The 16,080-nt window shown below is 45.4% G+C and carries 11 protein-coding genes; 1 reads left to right on the forward strand and 10 read right to left on the reverse strand.

The features are described 5' to 3' along the window. Window positions 1-34 precede the first annotated feature (34 nt). The 10 genes from araA to V513_RS14355 all read right to left on the reverse strand — a co-directional run bounded on the left by araA (window position 35) and on the right by V513_RS14355 (window position 15,165). On the reverse strand, window positions 35-1,561 hold the full coding sequence (gene araA, locus V513_RS11540; protein ID WP_099772842.1) for an L-arabinose isomerase: 1,527 nt from the start codon (window positions 1,559-1,561) through the stop codon (window positions 35-37). Between the two features lie 744 nt (window positions 1,562-2,305). Further along, window positions 2,306-3,829: an FGGY-family carbohydrate kinase gene (locus V513_RS11550; RefSeq protein WP_099772844.1), complete on the reverse strand. Its 1,524-nt coding sequence runs from the start codon at window positions 3,827-3,829 to the stop codon at window positions 2,306-2,308. A gap of 104 nt (window positions 3,830-3,933) precedes the next feature. Next, complete coding sequence (locus V513_RS11555) at window positions 3,934-5,418, reverse strand: alpha-N-arabinofuranosidase (RefSeq protein ID WP_099772845.1); 1,485 nt, start codon at window positions 5,416-5,418, stop codon at window positions 3,934-3,936. A gap of 29 nt (window positions 5,419-5,447) precedes the next feature. Beyond that, a complete protein-coding gene (locus V513_RS11560) occupies window positions 5,448-7,394 on the reverse strand; it encodes an alpha-L-arabinofuranosidase C-terminal domain-containing protein (RefSeq protein WP_099772846.1) in 1,947 nt (648 codons plus the stop codon). Between the two features lie 16 nt (window positions 7,395-7,410). Continuing rightward, the gene (locus V513_RS11565; protein WP_099772847.1) at window positions 7,411-8,826 is read right to left on the reverse strand and encodes an endo-1,4-beta-xylanase; all 1,416 of its coding nucleotides are present in this window, start codon (window positions 8,824-8,826) and stop codon (window positions 7,411-7,413) included. A gap of 5 nt (window positions 8,827-8,831) precedes the next feature. Further along, window positions 8,832-9,710 (reverse strand): carbohydrate ABC transporter permease, encoded by an 879-nt coding sequence (locus V513_RS11570; protein WP_014731623.1) that lies wholly within the window; start codon window positions 9,708-9,710, stop codon window positions 8,832-8,834. Window positions 9,711-9,714: 4 nt separating this feature from the next. After that, window positions 9,715-10,626: a carbohydrate ABC transporter permease gene (locus V513_RS11575; protein WP_014731624.1), complete on the reverse strand. Its 912-nt coding sequence runs from the start codon at window positions 10,624-10,626 to the stop codon at window positions 9,715-9,717. Window positions 10,627-10,669: 43 nt separating this feature from the next. Beyond that, window positions 10,670-11,899: an extracellular solute-binding protein gene (locus tag V513_RS11580; RefSeq protein WP_099772848.1), complete on the reverse strand. Its 1,230-nt coding sequence runs from the start codon at window positions 11,897-11,899 to the stop codon at window positions 10,670-10,672. Window positions 11,900-13,213: 1,314 nt separating this feature from the next. Next, complete coding sequence (locus tag V513_RS11590) at window positions 13,214-14,269, reverse strand: GntR family transcriptional regulator (RefSeq protein WP_081484635.1); 1,056 nt, start codon at window positions 14,267-14,269, stop codon at window positions 13,214-13,216. A gap of 710 nt (window positions 14,270-14,979) precedes the next feature. Beyond that, window positions 14,980-15,165 carry a transposase gene (locus tag V513_RS14355; protein ID WP_143752436.1) on the reverse strand — a complete coding sequence of 62 codons (186 nt, stop codon included), beginning with the start codon at window positions 15,163-15,165 and terminating at the stop codon, window positions 14,980-14,982. A gap of 184 nt (window positions 15,166-15,349) precedes the next feature. Between V513_RS14355 and V513_RS11595 the strand changes: the two genes are divergently transcribed. Then, window positions 15,350-16,078 (forward strand): TetR/AcrR family transcriptional regulator, encoded by a 729-nt coding sequence (locus V513_RS11595; RefSeq protein WP_099772850.1) that lies wholly within the window; start codon window positions 15,350-15,352, stop codon window positions 16,076-16,078. The last annotated feature ends 2 nt before the right edge of the window (window positions 16,079-16,080 follow it).

Consider the following 16,080-nt stretch of genomic DNA (forward strand, 5'->3'; position numbering starts at 1 on the left):
TTCAGCGTGAGCAATTTCCATGACAGAGCTAAGATCAAAGCTTCTTCAGTTTGTAGTATATTTCATTGTATCTAAGTTCCTTTTTGAACTCCCTAATGTCTGTATTTTCATCTATCACGACGATTTCAATCCCGAACATCTCACAAAGATCTTCAAGCTGTTCTGTGGTGACCGTGTAACTCATGCTTGAATGATGTGCCCCACCGGCCAGAATCCAGGCTGTCGCGGCAGTTGATAAATCTGGTTTCGGAATCCATAGGGCCCTTGCTACAGGCAGCTTGGGCATCGCCACCTCCTGCTTAACAACATCCAGCTCATTTACGATCATTCTGAATCTATCTCCGAATTCGACGATACAGGCCTGAACAGCGGGTCCCGCTTTCGCATTGAATACTAGCCTTGTTGGAGGTTCCTTACCTCCTATCGATAGAGGATGGACTTCTAAAGAAGGAGTACCGTCGGCTATCGATTCACATACCTCGAGCATGTGTGCCCCTAACTCCTTCACGTTTCCCGGTTCAAAGTGATATACGTAGTCTTCGATAAATGATGTTCCTTTATCGATGCCTTCGGCCATTACCTTCATGATTCTTACAAGGGCAGCCGATTTCCAGTCTCCCTCTCCTCCGAAGCCGTAACCGTCCCTCATAAGTCTTTGGACTGCTATCCCTGGAAGCTGTTTCATTCCGTGAAGATCTTCAAATGTAGTTGTGAATGCCTTGAAGCCACCATCTTCCAGAAACCTTCTCAAAGAGATTTCTATCCTTGCGGCTTCGCGAACTGAAGCCTGAAATTCTTCTTCAGAGACCGTCAATTTCACAACGGGATACTCTTTCAAGTATTCCTTAACTAGTTCCTCTGCTTCGCTTCTTTTCACTTTCTTGAAGTATCCTTCTATGTAATCTCCGACCGCAAAGCCATGGATTTCGTAACCGAAGTCGATCTGGGCGTCTACCTTGTTTCCTTCGGTAACGGCAACGTCCCGCATATTGTCTCCCAATCTTGCGACCTTGAGTCTATGTGCTTCATTCCAGCCTAGAGCCGCCCTAAGCCAGTCTTCAAGCTTTGCAATGACAGCCTTGTCCGTCCAGTGTCCGGCAATTACCTTGCGCTTCAGTTCTAGCCTTGTGGAGATGAATCCGAACTCCCTTCCCCCGTGAGCAGATTGGTTCGTATTCATGTAATCCATATCGATGGTATCCCACGGTATCTTCTGTTCGAACTGGGTATGGAGATGAAGAAAGGGTTTGTCAACGGATTTCAGACCGGCGATCCACATCTTCGCCGGTGAAAACGTATGCATCCATGCGATCAAACCGATGCATTTGTTGTTGGAGTTCGCTTCATCAATTGTTGCTTTTATCTGAATTGCATCTTTTAGCACGGGTTTCCACAGGATTTTTGCTGGGGCAGTTATCTTCTCATTGAGAGCGTTCACTAGCTTTTTAGAGTTCTCTTCGACCTTTCTTAAAACTTCTTTACCATATAGCTCTTGACTTCCCGTCAAAAACCAAACTTCAAGGCTATCTGTGCTGATGATAATCAGTCCTCCTTTTCGCAAAGAGATTGGTCACCCATGTTTATCCAAAAAGCATTGAAGCTTTAAGGCTACAAATAACGGTAGATCTTTGGAGCGCTTGAGACCAAAACACATTGATGGCTTTCGAGATTTCATTGCTTTGTCGTAACCTATGGATTTAGTTTCGTCAAGCATGAATGATTCTGCACCTCTTAACTCAGCCGACGCTTTGTTTCCGAAATCAATCAAGCCGTCTCATAACTCCCTCACCTGGCTTTGGAACCAGGTCCTCGAATCTGTCTAGGAGATTCATGATTTCCATTTCTTCTAGTGTTCTAGGAGCTGACACGAACAAATCTCATGCACATCTGCTCCCACTTACCTTAGAAAATCAGGAGAGGTTTCGAACAGTTTGATTTGTCAATCGCATGAGGCGAAAAACTATATGAAGCTCATGCTTGGCCCGTGAAATTCCACGAATCTAACATGAAGCTAGTCTCCTTACCTTGAGTCAATAGGCTTCATCGAACTCGGCCGTCTTAAACTTTTCAATGTCTTAGTGCGCTAAATGAGAACTTAACAGTTCCGAACAAACGGATCCAGAGTATCTTTTAAGCTCTTCGACCAGCTAGACGGAGACCATTCAGCGATAAATCGATAACGACCTCTCTAGAAAAGCCTTCTGTGCATCGGCCGATGACTTTCAGCTACTTGCTTCGAGCTTCAAGTTTCCTCAAAAGATCGTTTCCCGTCTCAACTCTTATTGCTGGTATACATTCTCACCGCTTAGACCATCTTCCACATAGTCTCCTTGGTTTTCTCGTACAGCTCCCGGAAAAGAGAATACTGTTTCTCGTAGATCTCCCTATGGTTTGGGTCCGGGCTAATCGGATCTCTGAATTTGACCCAGTCTTTGATTCTTTCGGGTTTATCTATGAGCCCAACTCCAAGGCCTGCGAGGAATGCGTCACCGAAAGGCGCCTCAACGAGACTGGATACCTGTCTCATCTTATATCCCGTAATATCGGCAAAGATCTTGTTCCAAACCGTAGATTTGGCCACTCCGCCGACTATCAAGCATTCATCGTCAAGTTTCAATCCAGCCTTGATTCCATTTTCCATGTTGTGCCTCAGTGCGTATGCAGCACCTTCCATGAGAGCCTTGTACATATGCGCTCTTGTGTGAACAAGAGTCACTCCAAAGAAAACCCCCTTGGCAAAAGGATCCCAAATCGGAGAACGCTCACCCATGAAATAGGGGAGGACTATTAGTCCATCGCTTCCGGCTGGAATCTTTTCAACTTCCCTATCCAGCAACTGGTAAGGAGACGTTCCAGTTCTTTTTCCGACAGACTCTTCGCTGTCTGCGAATTCATCCTTGAACCATTTTGCAAGAGCTCCCGTGGTTGCCGAGCCTCCGAAAGAGTAGATTCTTTTGGTATCGTGAACCACATATGGAAAACTGACCAGACCAAACGGCATTTCCTTTCCATCGTGGACCGTCCCCCAGCACGTAGAAGTCCCTACCATAGCAACGTGTTCACCCTCTTCGAGTGCTCCTGCGGAAAGCTGGGCAACCGGCGCATCTATGCCCCCTGAAACGACTGGAGTTCCTTCGAGAAGACCACACAACTTCGAGCTTTCGGCAGTTACTCTGCCAACGATATCGCTAGACTTCACAATTCTTTCTGGAAGAAGTTCCATTGGTATTCCCAGAGCTTCGCACATCTCCCTGGACCACGTCAATTTCCTTATATCGAAGACGCCTCCAATATTTCCTGCAGAGGAATAATCGATCGCGTCTTCACCCGTAAGCAGATAAACCACATAGTCTTTCGGCGTCACAAATTCATAAGTCTTTTTCCAGACTTCCGGTCTGTTGTCTCTGAGCCACATGATTTTTGTGAAGCCGTAATAAGAATCTACATAGTTTCCCGTTATTGAGAAGATTTTCTCCTCAGGAATGTTTTCCTTCACCCAGCTTGTCTGAGCGGTCGCCCGTCGATCCATCCAGATCAGGCATGGATGTAGTGGCTTCATCTCTCTATCAACGGGAATGCCGGATCCACCGTAAAGGCCACTGATAGCTAATCCGGCGATTTCCTTCTTTGTAACATCCGCTTTTTCAGCAACTTCCCTTATTGTGTCGAAAGCGGCCTTTGCCCAGACATCTGGCCATTGCTCGGCCCAATTTGAACCTGGCTTTATTACGTCGTACTCCCTTTGAGCTTCTAAGAGGACCTCTCCTCTTTCATTCACCAGTACGCTCTTCGTCCCCTGAGTTCCAATGTCACATCCGATTAAGTACATACATATCACCTTCTAGATTTCGTCATTTTCATGCCTTAACCAAGATTGTATCTCATCCAATCCAGGTTCGCCGGAACCGAACACTTCGCCTTCCTTCCAGGGTCTTACAGACCACTTTCCAGCGAGAACTCGATTACATTTGCCGACATCGGATCGAGTTTAAGGAACATCTCCGTAGAACAGTTATCTAACACCTTTTTTTGAACTCTTATTCGATCTGGATTGTCAAAATCGTTCATCTCATCGGGAGCGGAACCGGTCAGCACATTTAGAACCGCCCTCTTCTTGACCTCGATTCCCGATAGATCCAGACGTACTTCCTCTTCCCTTTGGTAGTAGTTAATTAGCGCGACGCTTAGAACCTGTTTCTCTTCGTCATAGGTTGCCGACCCGTCAACATAAGGTACGCCGCTCAGGTTGAAGCTGTTTCGTCCCTCAACGAAGGTTCTCGTATTGATGTCGTAGGTATCGCAGTCTACCGCCATGTTCAGTCTAGTTCTACCGGTGTGATTAACGAAGAGGTCGAAAGCATGGTAAATGGGAGTGAGAACCATTTCATCTCCCTTCGTTTTTATCATGCCCAGAGCGTTTACCATCTGAGCAAGATTGGCCATTTGCACGGTATCGGCCATTCTATGCATGACCACAAAGATTCCCGCCGCAAAGAGGCCGTCCTTCAGGGCATAGGGTTCTTCAAGTAGAACGATGCCCTTGTCCATGCCTTCCTTTTCCGCGCTTATCTTGTACCATACATTCCACTCGTCAAAAGAAATCTTCACATGATCGAGGCGCAGGTGCTTTATCAGCGCTTCGAGTAGTCTCAGTCTCTGTTCGCAATAGTAGACGGAGGCTACTGTTCCAAGATAATCATCGGACCCGTGATATTCGTGGATCGAAATGTAATCTATCAAATGCCCCGCGTGTTTCAAAACCGTCAGATCCCAATTGGGGTCGTCTGCACCGACTGCTATCACCTTTATTGATCGATCTACGCCCTTCATGAATTGGGTGTACTGACGAAGTTTCTCGGCGTATTCAGCCGCACTGCAATGACCCACCTGCCAGGGCCCGTATACTTCGTTCCCGATTCCCCAATACTTTACACCGTAAGGTTCTGGGTGACCGTTTTCTTTCCTCATTCTGGAGTACTTCGTAGGGGTGTCCAGATTACAGTATTCTAGCCAGGAGATCGCCTCGTCGAGAGTAGCGGTTCCCAAACTGACTGCCAGGTAAGGCTCGGTGTCAATCTCTCTGCAGTACTGTATGAACTCATCTGTACCGAATCTGTTTGATTCCACACCTCCCCAAATGTAGTTCGGGAGCTGGGGACGCTTCTCGAGAGGGCCGATCCCGTCTTCCCAGTGATAGGCAGACACGAAGTTACCGCCGGGCCATCTAAGAATTGGGCACTTGATTCTCTTTATAGCTTCCATAATGTCTTTTCTGAAACCCCGCGAATCGGACTTAGGAGATTTTTCGTTATAGATTCCATCGTAGATACATCTTCCAAGATGCTCGGTAAAGTGACCATAGATCATTTCGTTTATCTTCCCAAGCTTTCTCGGCCACACTTTCACTGATGTCTGCATCTTAATCCCTCCCTCGTATTTATATGGTGCTAGAGACCAGTCGTCTCCAGTCTTAATACCGTTACTGAATTCCCGGAAAAGGTTAGTGTAAATTCGTTGGATAGGTTGGACATTCCCACCGTTTTCGGTCGTACTTTATCTGGATTCTGGAATGTGTTTTCGTCAAAGATGTTGTCGGAGGTAATGGAGATCATCTCTGCCTTCCCGGTTACCTGAACCTCTTCGCCGATCTCAATTCTGAGTTTCTTTTCTTCGGGCCAGGGATTCACGATTTTTATAATCAGTTCTTTGCTTTCAAAATCGTAACTGCAGACATGATACAGCGACTTGAACCAGTAACCGATTATCTCTATGTCTTCATCGGTCAGTGACGAGGAGATAATCACATTGCCAGTGTTATCGTTGAACAGCTTCTGAACGTGATAACTGGGTGTTCCGTATACTCGAGTATTGTCGAACCAGATGAGGTCCGGAGTCCACTGTGACCAGCCCTCTCTGTTGAACAGAGGTGCGTAAGCGGCCATTATTACGATGTCGGAATTCCGCTCGAGGCCGGTCATTAGTGCTGCTTCTGTTATCGCTGCTTGAAGAGTGTTTCTGGTGCCGGCCGCGTGGGCTGCATACTCTCCAAGCATCACCTTCGGACCAGATCTGTCATATTTGTCATATCTGTCTGTATTTCTTAGCATCCATTCCGGAACTGCATACATATGCTCATCAAGGATCTCGATACCATTGCTTCTTGCCCATCTCCATGCACGATTGAACGAAGCTCCTTCATATGAAGGAGGACCGCTGAAAATAATAGTAATTTCGGGATATTTCTCCTTGACAGCTTCTCTGAACAACGGGAAGCGATCGTGATACTCCGTTCCCCAGTTCTCGTTTCCAATGCCTATGTATTTGATATTGAAGGGTTCTGGATGGCCGAGCTCGGAACGCTTCGAGCCCCACAAAGAATCGGATGGCCCGTTAGCGAACTCTATGAAGTCGAGAACATTTCGAACCCACTCATCCATTTCGTCCATTGGACAGTATTCGGCACCCCTAACTTGGCATGACATACCGGCGTTGAAGATCGGAATAGGTTCGGCTCCAAGGTGCTCTGAAAGAAGCAGATACTCGTAGAATCCGATTCCATACGACTGATGATAGCCCCAAAGATTATAGTTGGTCTTTCTTTCTTCAATTGGACCTATTGTATCTTTCCATCTGTAGGCATTTTCGAGACTATCGCCTTCGACAAGACAACCGCCAGGAAATCTGACGAAAGCGGGCTTCAGCTCTTCCAGCATCTCAAGCAGATCGATCCTCATGCCGTTCCAGTTCTCTTCGGGGAAGAGGGATACCATATCAAAAGAGATCTTACCGGAGCCCTTCATCGTTATGATGAGTCTTCCATCATCCAGGCTTTCGTTAGGCTGCAATTCCACAGAGTATTTCTCCCATTCAGAGCTAAATGCCGTTCCCAGGCTTTTTTCGGCCTCAGGTTCACCTTTAGCATTGGCCAGCATAACCTTGATTTCACCGTTATACTCTTCGTCGCTTCGAACAAATACCGAGAACAAGTAGCGTTGGCCCTTTTTAAGAGGTATACCGTCGTAGCCATCATTTGAAAGGGATATCAGCTTGTCGTCAGATTGAATTTCGAAGCTCAGATACTTGGTGTTATTCTTGTTGAGAGGCCGATCAGTCTCAATCGAAAAGGTAGCCTTGCAATCGGATTCAAAGACCGCAAACCAGCCTTCGACAGGATCCTGATGCTCGAAAGATCGATTTCTTATCATTTCTGCATACAGGCCACCGTCTACAGCATGATTTATGTCCTCGAAGAATATCCCGTACAGAAGAGAGCTAACTTCTGGGCCCAAACTGCTTGGGTCTACCGTCAAGACATGGTCGGGATTCGCTAGAGCGGATGTGGAAAGTGAAACAGCAAGAAAGACCAGAGTGAGGATTATCGTCGTTGATCTCATCCGATTACCCCCTCGATCATTGTCCAAGAACGAGCGTGAATTGATTGTTCTCGTTCTTCTTTACGTTTATCGATACTGTCTCGGAGAAGTTCTCAAATGCTACCGTGATGTCGTATTCTCCTGAGAACCCGCTGAAACACAATTCTCCAGACGAGTCTAATTCTGCTTCAAATGAGGTCTTCCAATCTCCATGGATGAGTTTCATCAGCTCGTAGAACATTGGTTTTTCTGACAGGTCGTCACAAAGAAATCCGCTTCCGGACTGCCAAGCACGGTAGAAATTCCAGTAGGTAATTACCTCTACTGCGGGATGACTGAAAAACACCGTGTAAAAGATCTTTGCGATCTCCGCCTGTATCTCTTCGGCCTCAGTTATGGAGACATCGAAGGCATCGATAACCGCGGGAAGAGGGATTTGAAATTCAGAAATGTGAATTGGCTTGCCGAGCTGAGCCAGTTCATCTATAGCAAGATAGATACTTTCCAGTGATTGCAGCTGGCTTAATAGATCTTGAGCGGTGAAGATATGTGCTTCGGCTCCTATTACGTCTATAGGGACACCGTCACCTATCAGTTGTTGAGCTCTGGAAATGAAAGCTCTTCTTGTCCGCTCGTTGACAAGTACCCCGTACTCGTTAAGAACCGTTATGGCATCTGGGTCAGTCTCTTTAACAATCCTAAACGATTCTGCAATGTAATCGGGACCAAGAGCATCGAACCAGCTTTGAACAATAGGTTCGTTCACAACATCCCAGTACTGCACCAAATCTTTGAACTCTTCTACTTCTCTCTCAACTCTGAAGAAAAGGGCCTCTCTCACCCCTGCCCACTGGCCAACCTTCCCCTTAACTTCTATCCACGCAGGAACACCTACACTTGGGGGGTTGCCCCAAACCAGAGTATGGCCCTTAACAGGCACTCCGTTTTCATTAAGCCATTCGGCTATCTTCTTTGAAGCTTCGTCTAGCCGGATTCTGCCTTGTGTAGGTTCGTAGTCCTTCCAGTAGAAAGATGGAAGAGTGGCAAAATTGAAGAGATCGAGGTATAACCTTTTATATACCTCTAAATCCTCTTCAGGCAAGGGCTTGATTCCAAACCTTCTGCCACGGTTGTAGCTTGTCCAAGCGTAGGCATAAATCAGATACTCAGGGGCATTTCCAAAGAAGAATTCGTGATTAATCTGCCTTACCGATACGTGTGCATCGCTAACAGGATGCCCATTCTCATCCACGATCTCTATCTTAATGGGCACCTTTCTATTGGCTTCTATTCTCTCTTCGAAAGCACTAATGTCGATGTCGATAGGCAAAACACTACCTCCAAAACATAGACTAAGAAACAGCAGGCCAAGAATCAAGACAAAGTATCTCTTAAGGGGTGTTCCAAAACTCTCTCCTTCGGTTTTCCAAAAATACTTCTTAATTCCTGACATAATATCTACTCCTTTCCAAGCGATCCCAGGGAGATTCCTTTCATCAAATACCTGTGGAAGACAATGAAAATTATCAAAGAGGGTGCTACGGAGAAGAATGCACCGGCCATCATCGGACCGATTCCTCTGTAGGGGTCTCCCCACCCCGCGCTAAATCTTATGAGAGCTATTGGGAGCGTGAACTTGTCGGCTTTGCTGAGGATTAGCAGAGGCCAGAGAAAGCTGTTCCAGGAGCCAAGGAATGTCATCAAGCCAAGTACAAGCATAGCAGGTTTAACAAATGGGATTACGATACTGATAAGAAATCTCAATTTTGTGCAACCATCAATCCAAGCAGCATCTTCAAGCTCCTTTGGGATATCGAGCATGTACTGCCTGAGCAAGAATACTCCGAAAGTGCCCCCAAGTCCCGGAAGAATCAGAGAAAGGTAAGAATTCGACAGTCCCATTCCGTTTATTATAAAAAAGTGTGGTATGAGGAACAGCACTGAAGGGAAGGCGAGAACCGCAACGTATATCCAGAATATCAGCATTCTCCCTCTGAATCTCAGTCGGGAAAGCGCGTAAGCTGCAGGAATTGAAAGTGCAAGTGTTGCCAGAGTAGAGCTAACTGCAACAATGATGCTATTAATCGTGGCCTTTACCAACGAGAGACCACCTGAAGGTGCGAAGATGATCTTGTAGTTTTCTAGAGTTGGATTCTGAGGTATCCATTGAGGAGGAGTCTCAATGACGGCTGCCGCCGTTGATTTCATCGAAGTCGACAGCATCCAGAAGATCGGTGCAAACCAGAAAGCTGCAAAGGCCCAAAGAAGAACAGTCACTATCACTGCAGTTATTCGTTTGCTGAGTTTCTTCTTGTTTTTGGGGACTGTTGAAGTCATAGTTTCACCCCTCCGTCGATCGTATAGATTTGGTGACCAGAACTAGCTGAATCACTGCGAAAATCAGTACGATCGCAAATATATACCAGGAGATCGCCGCGGCCCTTCCAAAATCCTGTCGCTCAAATCCTACGAGATAGAGATAGTAAACGAGTGTACGAGTGGTCCCTGCGGGTCCTCCCCCAGACAATATATAGGCTTGATCGAAGAGCCCGAATGCCAGAATCGCCTGACGAACGACATCGAAAAACAGCACGCTCTTGATCCATGGGAGAGTTATGTAGATGAATCTCTTCCATGGTCCGGCTCCATCTAGTTTTGCTGATTCGTACTGTTCGGGCGGGATTCTTTGTAGAGCTCCAAGATATAGCAGTATACTGAACCCAACGATCCACCAGACCGTAACAAGGATAATCACTCCCCAGGCTACCGAAGTGCTTCCAAACCAGGAAACCGCTTTGTTGATGAGCCCGACTTTATCCAGGTAATAGTTGGCAAGGCCTGAAGGAAAAGAAGCGAATATCCATTTCCAGGAACTAAGAATTCCTACAGATCCGAAGAAAGCTGGCGAAACGAAGGCAACGAGTAACCAAAGCTGACCGAAGCGCTTCTTCTTGAGTATGTGGGCGAAAAGGATTGCCACAATTATTACCAAAGGGACGCTAATCAGTGCAAAGATCACGGTGTGCTGAACCGTTGGCCAGAACCTTGAATCGTTCCATGTCCGCACATAGTTATTGAAACCAATGAATACGTTTTCTTTCAGGAGACTCCAGTTGAAGAAACTGATTATGAGTCCGAATACTAGAGGGACAGCAACGAAAAGAATGAAAAAGAACAGGTGAGGGAGGAGGAACAACCACGATCCCACCTCCCTGCGGAAACTTCTTGGTGACTTAGAATGTGATTGTCTCAATTACTCCTCCTCCCTTCACCTTATTAACCGTTACTTACGCAGATCAGTTTCTCGACCAATAGTCGTCGAGAATTTCCTGAACGGCAAATGCAGCTTCCTTCATTCCAGCTTCTGGGGACATCGAATGAAGTACGAGGATTTCCTCTAGATAAACGGCGATTTCGGCCTCAATCTCTGAAATCAGCGGGAACATCTGGAACTGCCTTACATATTCAGAGTCCTGAGAGACCGCGTAGATATGAGGAAGCCTTTCCTTCAGTTCCTCACTCTCGGCAATGGACTTTCTTGCGGGAGTCTGCCCTGCTTCATACCAGTCTATCGAGTGGTCCCAAAGATACTTGATGAATGTTGTCGCAGCTTCAAGTACCTTTGGATCTTCGACCATGACAGCTGGCATTGCAAGCACGTGGGATCCTCCAAATACGGCCTTAGTGTTACCCAGCTGAGGAGCTACTGCATAACCAAAATCCTCACCCAGCTGTTCCATCCATGGCTTGATAGTCCAGATACCGGTAATCAAGACTGAGCTTTCGCCCGACTGGAAGGAAACGCCTGGATCGGCTACCTGCATCGGCAGAATGCCCTTATCCTGCATCTCAAGCATTAACTTACAAACTTCGATTCCGGCTTTTTCAAACGCAGGTGCCTTGAAGTCGTCGGTAAGCACTTCGCCGCCGTGCTGCCAGAGAAGGTGGAACCAGATCCATGTCCAGGCAGGGTTCTCATAATATGGTGTCAAGCCTTCAGGCGTTATAGGCAACAAAGCCTCCATGGCAGATATGAATTCTTCTCTCGTTTTCGGCGGGTTGTTAGGATCTAGGCCGACCTTTGCGAAGTTTCCCTTGTTGTAGGCCATGTAGAACAGCCATATGTCCATTGGAATTCCTACCACTTTACCATCCACAACTAGTCCTTCGAGAACACCAGGGAAGATATCATCTGTGTCGATTCCATAGTTCTCAAGCCATTCTTCCTTTGTGAATCCCTTAAAATGTTCGAGGTAAAGAGGCATGTCGAATTTCCTGATGAACATGATCTCGGGCGCTGTCTTGGATGCAATACCCATTGAAAGTTTGTTCTTCATATCCAGAGAAGACTCTACGACCACATGAACAACTTCGATGTCAGAATGTTCCTCGTTGAATCTTGCCACGATTTCATCCATGTAAGCTCCGTCAGCTCCGGTCAGCGGTGACATCATCGTAATTGTTATACCGAAAGAGAAACCTACGGCAAGAACCAGCGCAAGTACCAAAACCATCAACTTTCTCACTAAGTTTCACCTCCTAGAAATACCAAATGGCAGATTGTCAATGAACAAGAACGCGATCCAGTTTTTGATCTATTGCCCGTTATACCACCCCCCCAAAAATGATATTTCTTGATCAGTCAGACCGAAAAAATGAGTTAAGCTCTTCACAGATAAATTGGTTGTATGAATACGTTTGAAAGCACTGGCTTCTACTCTGGCTTGTCGGGAAATACATATATGTACGTACCTTATTGAAAAAAACCAAACACGCTTGCCCACAGTTCCGCACAAAAGACAGATCCAGAATTCTGCCACGATTAGAAATCAGTTGTTATTAAGAGGAGAATCAATTCACGGTCACATTGTAGCAAAATCGAAGAAGCTGCACCAAATTCGATTAGAGCCGTTCTCTGATGATTTGAGCCGAATTTAAGACCCTATCTTCAAATTCCTATTAATCGAATATTGAAAGGACGGATTCTCATTGATTTCTTCGTGATTATCGTAGAATAATGTCCGTACATATATGGAGCGTTTACTCTGGAGTAATTCATGAAGAAGTCCGATATTTCGATCTAGAACAGGGGATTGCATATGGGCAACGATTACGGCGGAAACTGTCTTGGAAGCGCAAACCATCTTGTTTTTCTTTTCTGATCCCTTTGGCGAAACGAACATGTAGGAAATGCCCTTTTTCATTTCTCGACTTTCTCTCCTCTTTACCGAAGTTCCTGGAGCTTGAGAGAAAGAGAAACAAGAGGTCCGTATTTTGAGACGCAAAAAACCCAAATCCATTTTGACGTTGGGAATGACTTTCTCGGAAGATTCCATAACCGTCGTTTCTATAATGGATTCCTGTCGGCGTCTCTCTAGCAGAGAAGTCAAGTTTCATTTCTCAATAGATCGAAGAACCTTGAACAGATATGAGAGAAGCTTTTTTGTTTTGGCCTGCCGACTTCTGCTCCTCGGTGCCCGGCAAAGGTATTTTTTTGCAGGACGCCAGTTAGCTTCTTGTGCCACTGCTAGTCCAGTATTTTCTGAAAATCTAGTTCTTCGTTGCGTTTCTTATGGCTTCGAGAAACCAACCCTTACCAGTCCACTAATAAGAACCCGAGGCGAAGAGTACAACCGCGATTTTTGACAACGTTGTTTAAGAAGGAATCGCTCTGGACGTCATAGCCACAACTTGATTTGCGAATAACGAAGAGAAACTAAAATAGTCATAGAGTGAAAGCCAAAGATGGAAATTCCATGATCGCTTAGCCTTTAAAGAGGGTTACAGATGATCTGTCTTAAGATCAGAAGTTTGAGTTTCATAAAGAAAGCGGTTCAGAGCTATTCCTTCACACCAGCAACTGAACTTCTTTCAATCAGTTCCGGTTTATGGACAACTCTATAGGCTTTGGAGCCATTGAGCATATCAAGAAGGATTTCAACAGATCTTCTTCCTACATCTTCCTTTGGATGGGCAAAAGTGGTCAGGACGTCCCTGAAATCACCGATAGGTCCATCATCGAATCCTATAACCGAGATATCTTCGGGTATATTTAGAGCAAGTCTCTTTGCTACCAGCTGCAGCTGCAGGGCCGTCGCATCGTTGTAACAGAAGATTGCAGTAGGGCGAATCTGCTGCGGTAGCGACATCAGTTCGTGAGCAATTTGCATAGGCGCACCTGTAAACTCCGAAACGTTGAAGGACTTTTCGTATATCTTCGAAAACCCCAGTTGCCTGCATCGATCTACGAAGCTCTTGGCCCTTATGACGCCGGGAAGATGTGTTGATTTGTATATTACTGCAACTCTTTTATGACCGTATTCAAAGAAGATCTCAGCCGCTTTTTCTCCTCCAAAGGCATCGTCCAGAACATTGCAGCTCACTTGATCTATGTTCCAGTCGCTGTGTACAAGAACAATTTTGACTCCCGATTTTGCCATAGATTTCACTAGATCTTTATTTGACCTCTTTGTAGCACTGTACACCGGATCGATTATCAAACCCTTTACCCCGGAAGCAATCCATTCTGAGAGTATCTGTCGTTCTTTGACCGGATCCTCCGCTGAATTGCCTAGAAGCATCTTGTATTCATTTCTAAAGAGGTGGTCCTCAGCCCCGAGCACTATATACGGAAAGATGTAGCTGGTTATTTGCTGGACCAGAATACCCACGAGGTGGTTGTCACTTCCATAGCTTACAAAGGTTCCAAGACCCGGTCTTCTGACTATTGCCGCCTCGAAAGAGAGCCTATCCAGAGCCTTTCGGACAGTTTCTCTGCTTGCACTAAACTTCTTCATTAGCTCTTTCTCCGTTGGGAGTTTATCTCCAACAGAGTACTTCCCGGACTTGAGTTCTTCAAGCAGAAAACGCTCAATTACAGAATACTTCGGAGTGATAACAGTCGCCTCCAATTAGAATGTACGTACATATAGGATTCTACACCTGAATTATTTTTGAGTCAAGTTTTTGCACTCAGCTAGAAAAAGAAAGATTGTCATCGATCGGGATTTTACTCAGCAGTCGCGCGGGAAAGCATAGCGGCAAGAGTCAGTCATTCAACAGTCAGGGTATCTTCTCCAGGAATGGGATCGTGCTCTCTAATCACGACGGGAAAGCACTGCTGAGGCACTGTTTGTTGTAGTTTTCCATCTTTTGCTGTTCACAAGGTTTTTTGGATGCACCTCCTAAACAAACTGTGTCAAAGGTTCTATCGCTCGGTTCATATCTATTCTTCAAGCTTTCCCTGCAGTGGAAATTTCGATTTTTCAAGTTGAATGATTCGAATGGAGTTATCTCGGTAAGTTTCGTGCATCTAGTGATCTACGTCGGCCCCATTGTTTCATGGGGCTGCGATTGCGTTTATTGCATTATTCATGGTTTTTTTGAAGGGCTAAGACGACAAAAACGAGTCTATTTCCCTGAGAGTTATTTGCTAGTAATTTTCTAAGAATCCAGTGGTGACTGCAAGTTACGGGTAATGGTAAGAGCTAAGTCCAGAAAGAATATTTCTCACCTTCCCATCTCGACTTCCCAGAAGTTGCACTTTCACAGTTTCCTTTGCAAGGAATGGTTAACCAACAGAGATTAGAAAACGTGAATGGCCCGCCTAATAAACGATACTCATCGAATTAGAGAAATCCATCGTCTTGTGATGTTCTGAAGTGTTCTGAAGTACGATCCCTTTCTCTTGTGCAATTTCTTCAAGGGTTTTGTCTGTCTCTAAGAACTCCCTAACTAATCTGAGTTTGAACTCAGGATCATAATGCTTGCCTTTCGGATGCTTCAGCCATATTCACCCCTTCTCCTTAGTCTACTATTCCTCACTTACTTGTCCAGTTTCCCTGGGGGTGAATACGAAACCTTTCCATTTTCTTGATTCATTTACCAGAGAGAATCTAAAAAACTCGATACCTCCCTAGAGAGCTAACAAAATGGTAAAATGATTTTGACTAACCGGTCAGTTAGGAAGTGGTGTGATGAAATCAAATGATGCTAATGATGCAAGAGAAAGAATCATCGATGCATCGATAGAACTGTTTTCAAAAAGAGGATTCCATGCAACTACTACAAGTGAGATTGCTGAGGCGGCAGGAGTGACGAAAGGGCTGATCTATTACTACTTCAAAAGTAAGGAGGAGATCCTAAGCCATGTGGTTAATTCCTTGCTTGAAGATGCTACTTCCATCACCATGGATTTCGTCCAGGAAGGCATCATTCAGATGATCAAAGACGGCGAACTCGATATTGAATATGAGAGGATGAAGTTTTCAAATGAGGAGTCTGCTATTGTTTTCGTGAACCGACTACTTGAATACTATGAAAGGATACTCGATTATCTATTGGAAAACAGGTTGTTGCTGAGGGTTTTGATGTTCGAATCATTGAAAGACAGCAAACACCATAACGATCTCTTTAGACTACTTGATCTCTCGAGAGACGTCGATAGCAATCCCATCCTAAAATTGATTTCCGAAGCCGACCACGATTTCACTTACTCCCCGGACATGGAATTGTTCAAGTTCTTCTTCTCTGTAATGCCCCTTGTAACTTTTGCAGCATACTATGATGATCTGAAAGAGAGAAGTATGATGAGTGGTGATGAACTGCGCAATTCCTTTCTTCAATCATTCAGAGAAGTATTGTCTTCTTTGAAAAGCGGGAATGAGATTTCGCTCAAAACAAAGCGCTCTAACGATACTGGATGAAA

The organism is Mesotoga sp. H07.pep.5.3, from assembly GCF_002752615.1.
GTDB classification, from domain to species: Bacteria; Thermotogota; Thermotogae; order Petrotogales; family Kosmotogaceae; genus Mesotoga; species Mesotoga prima.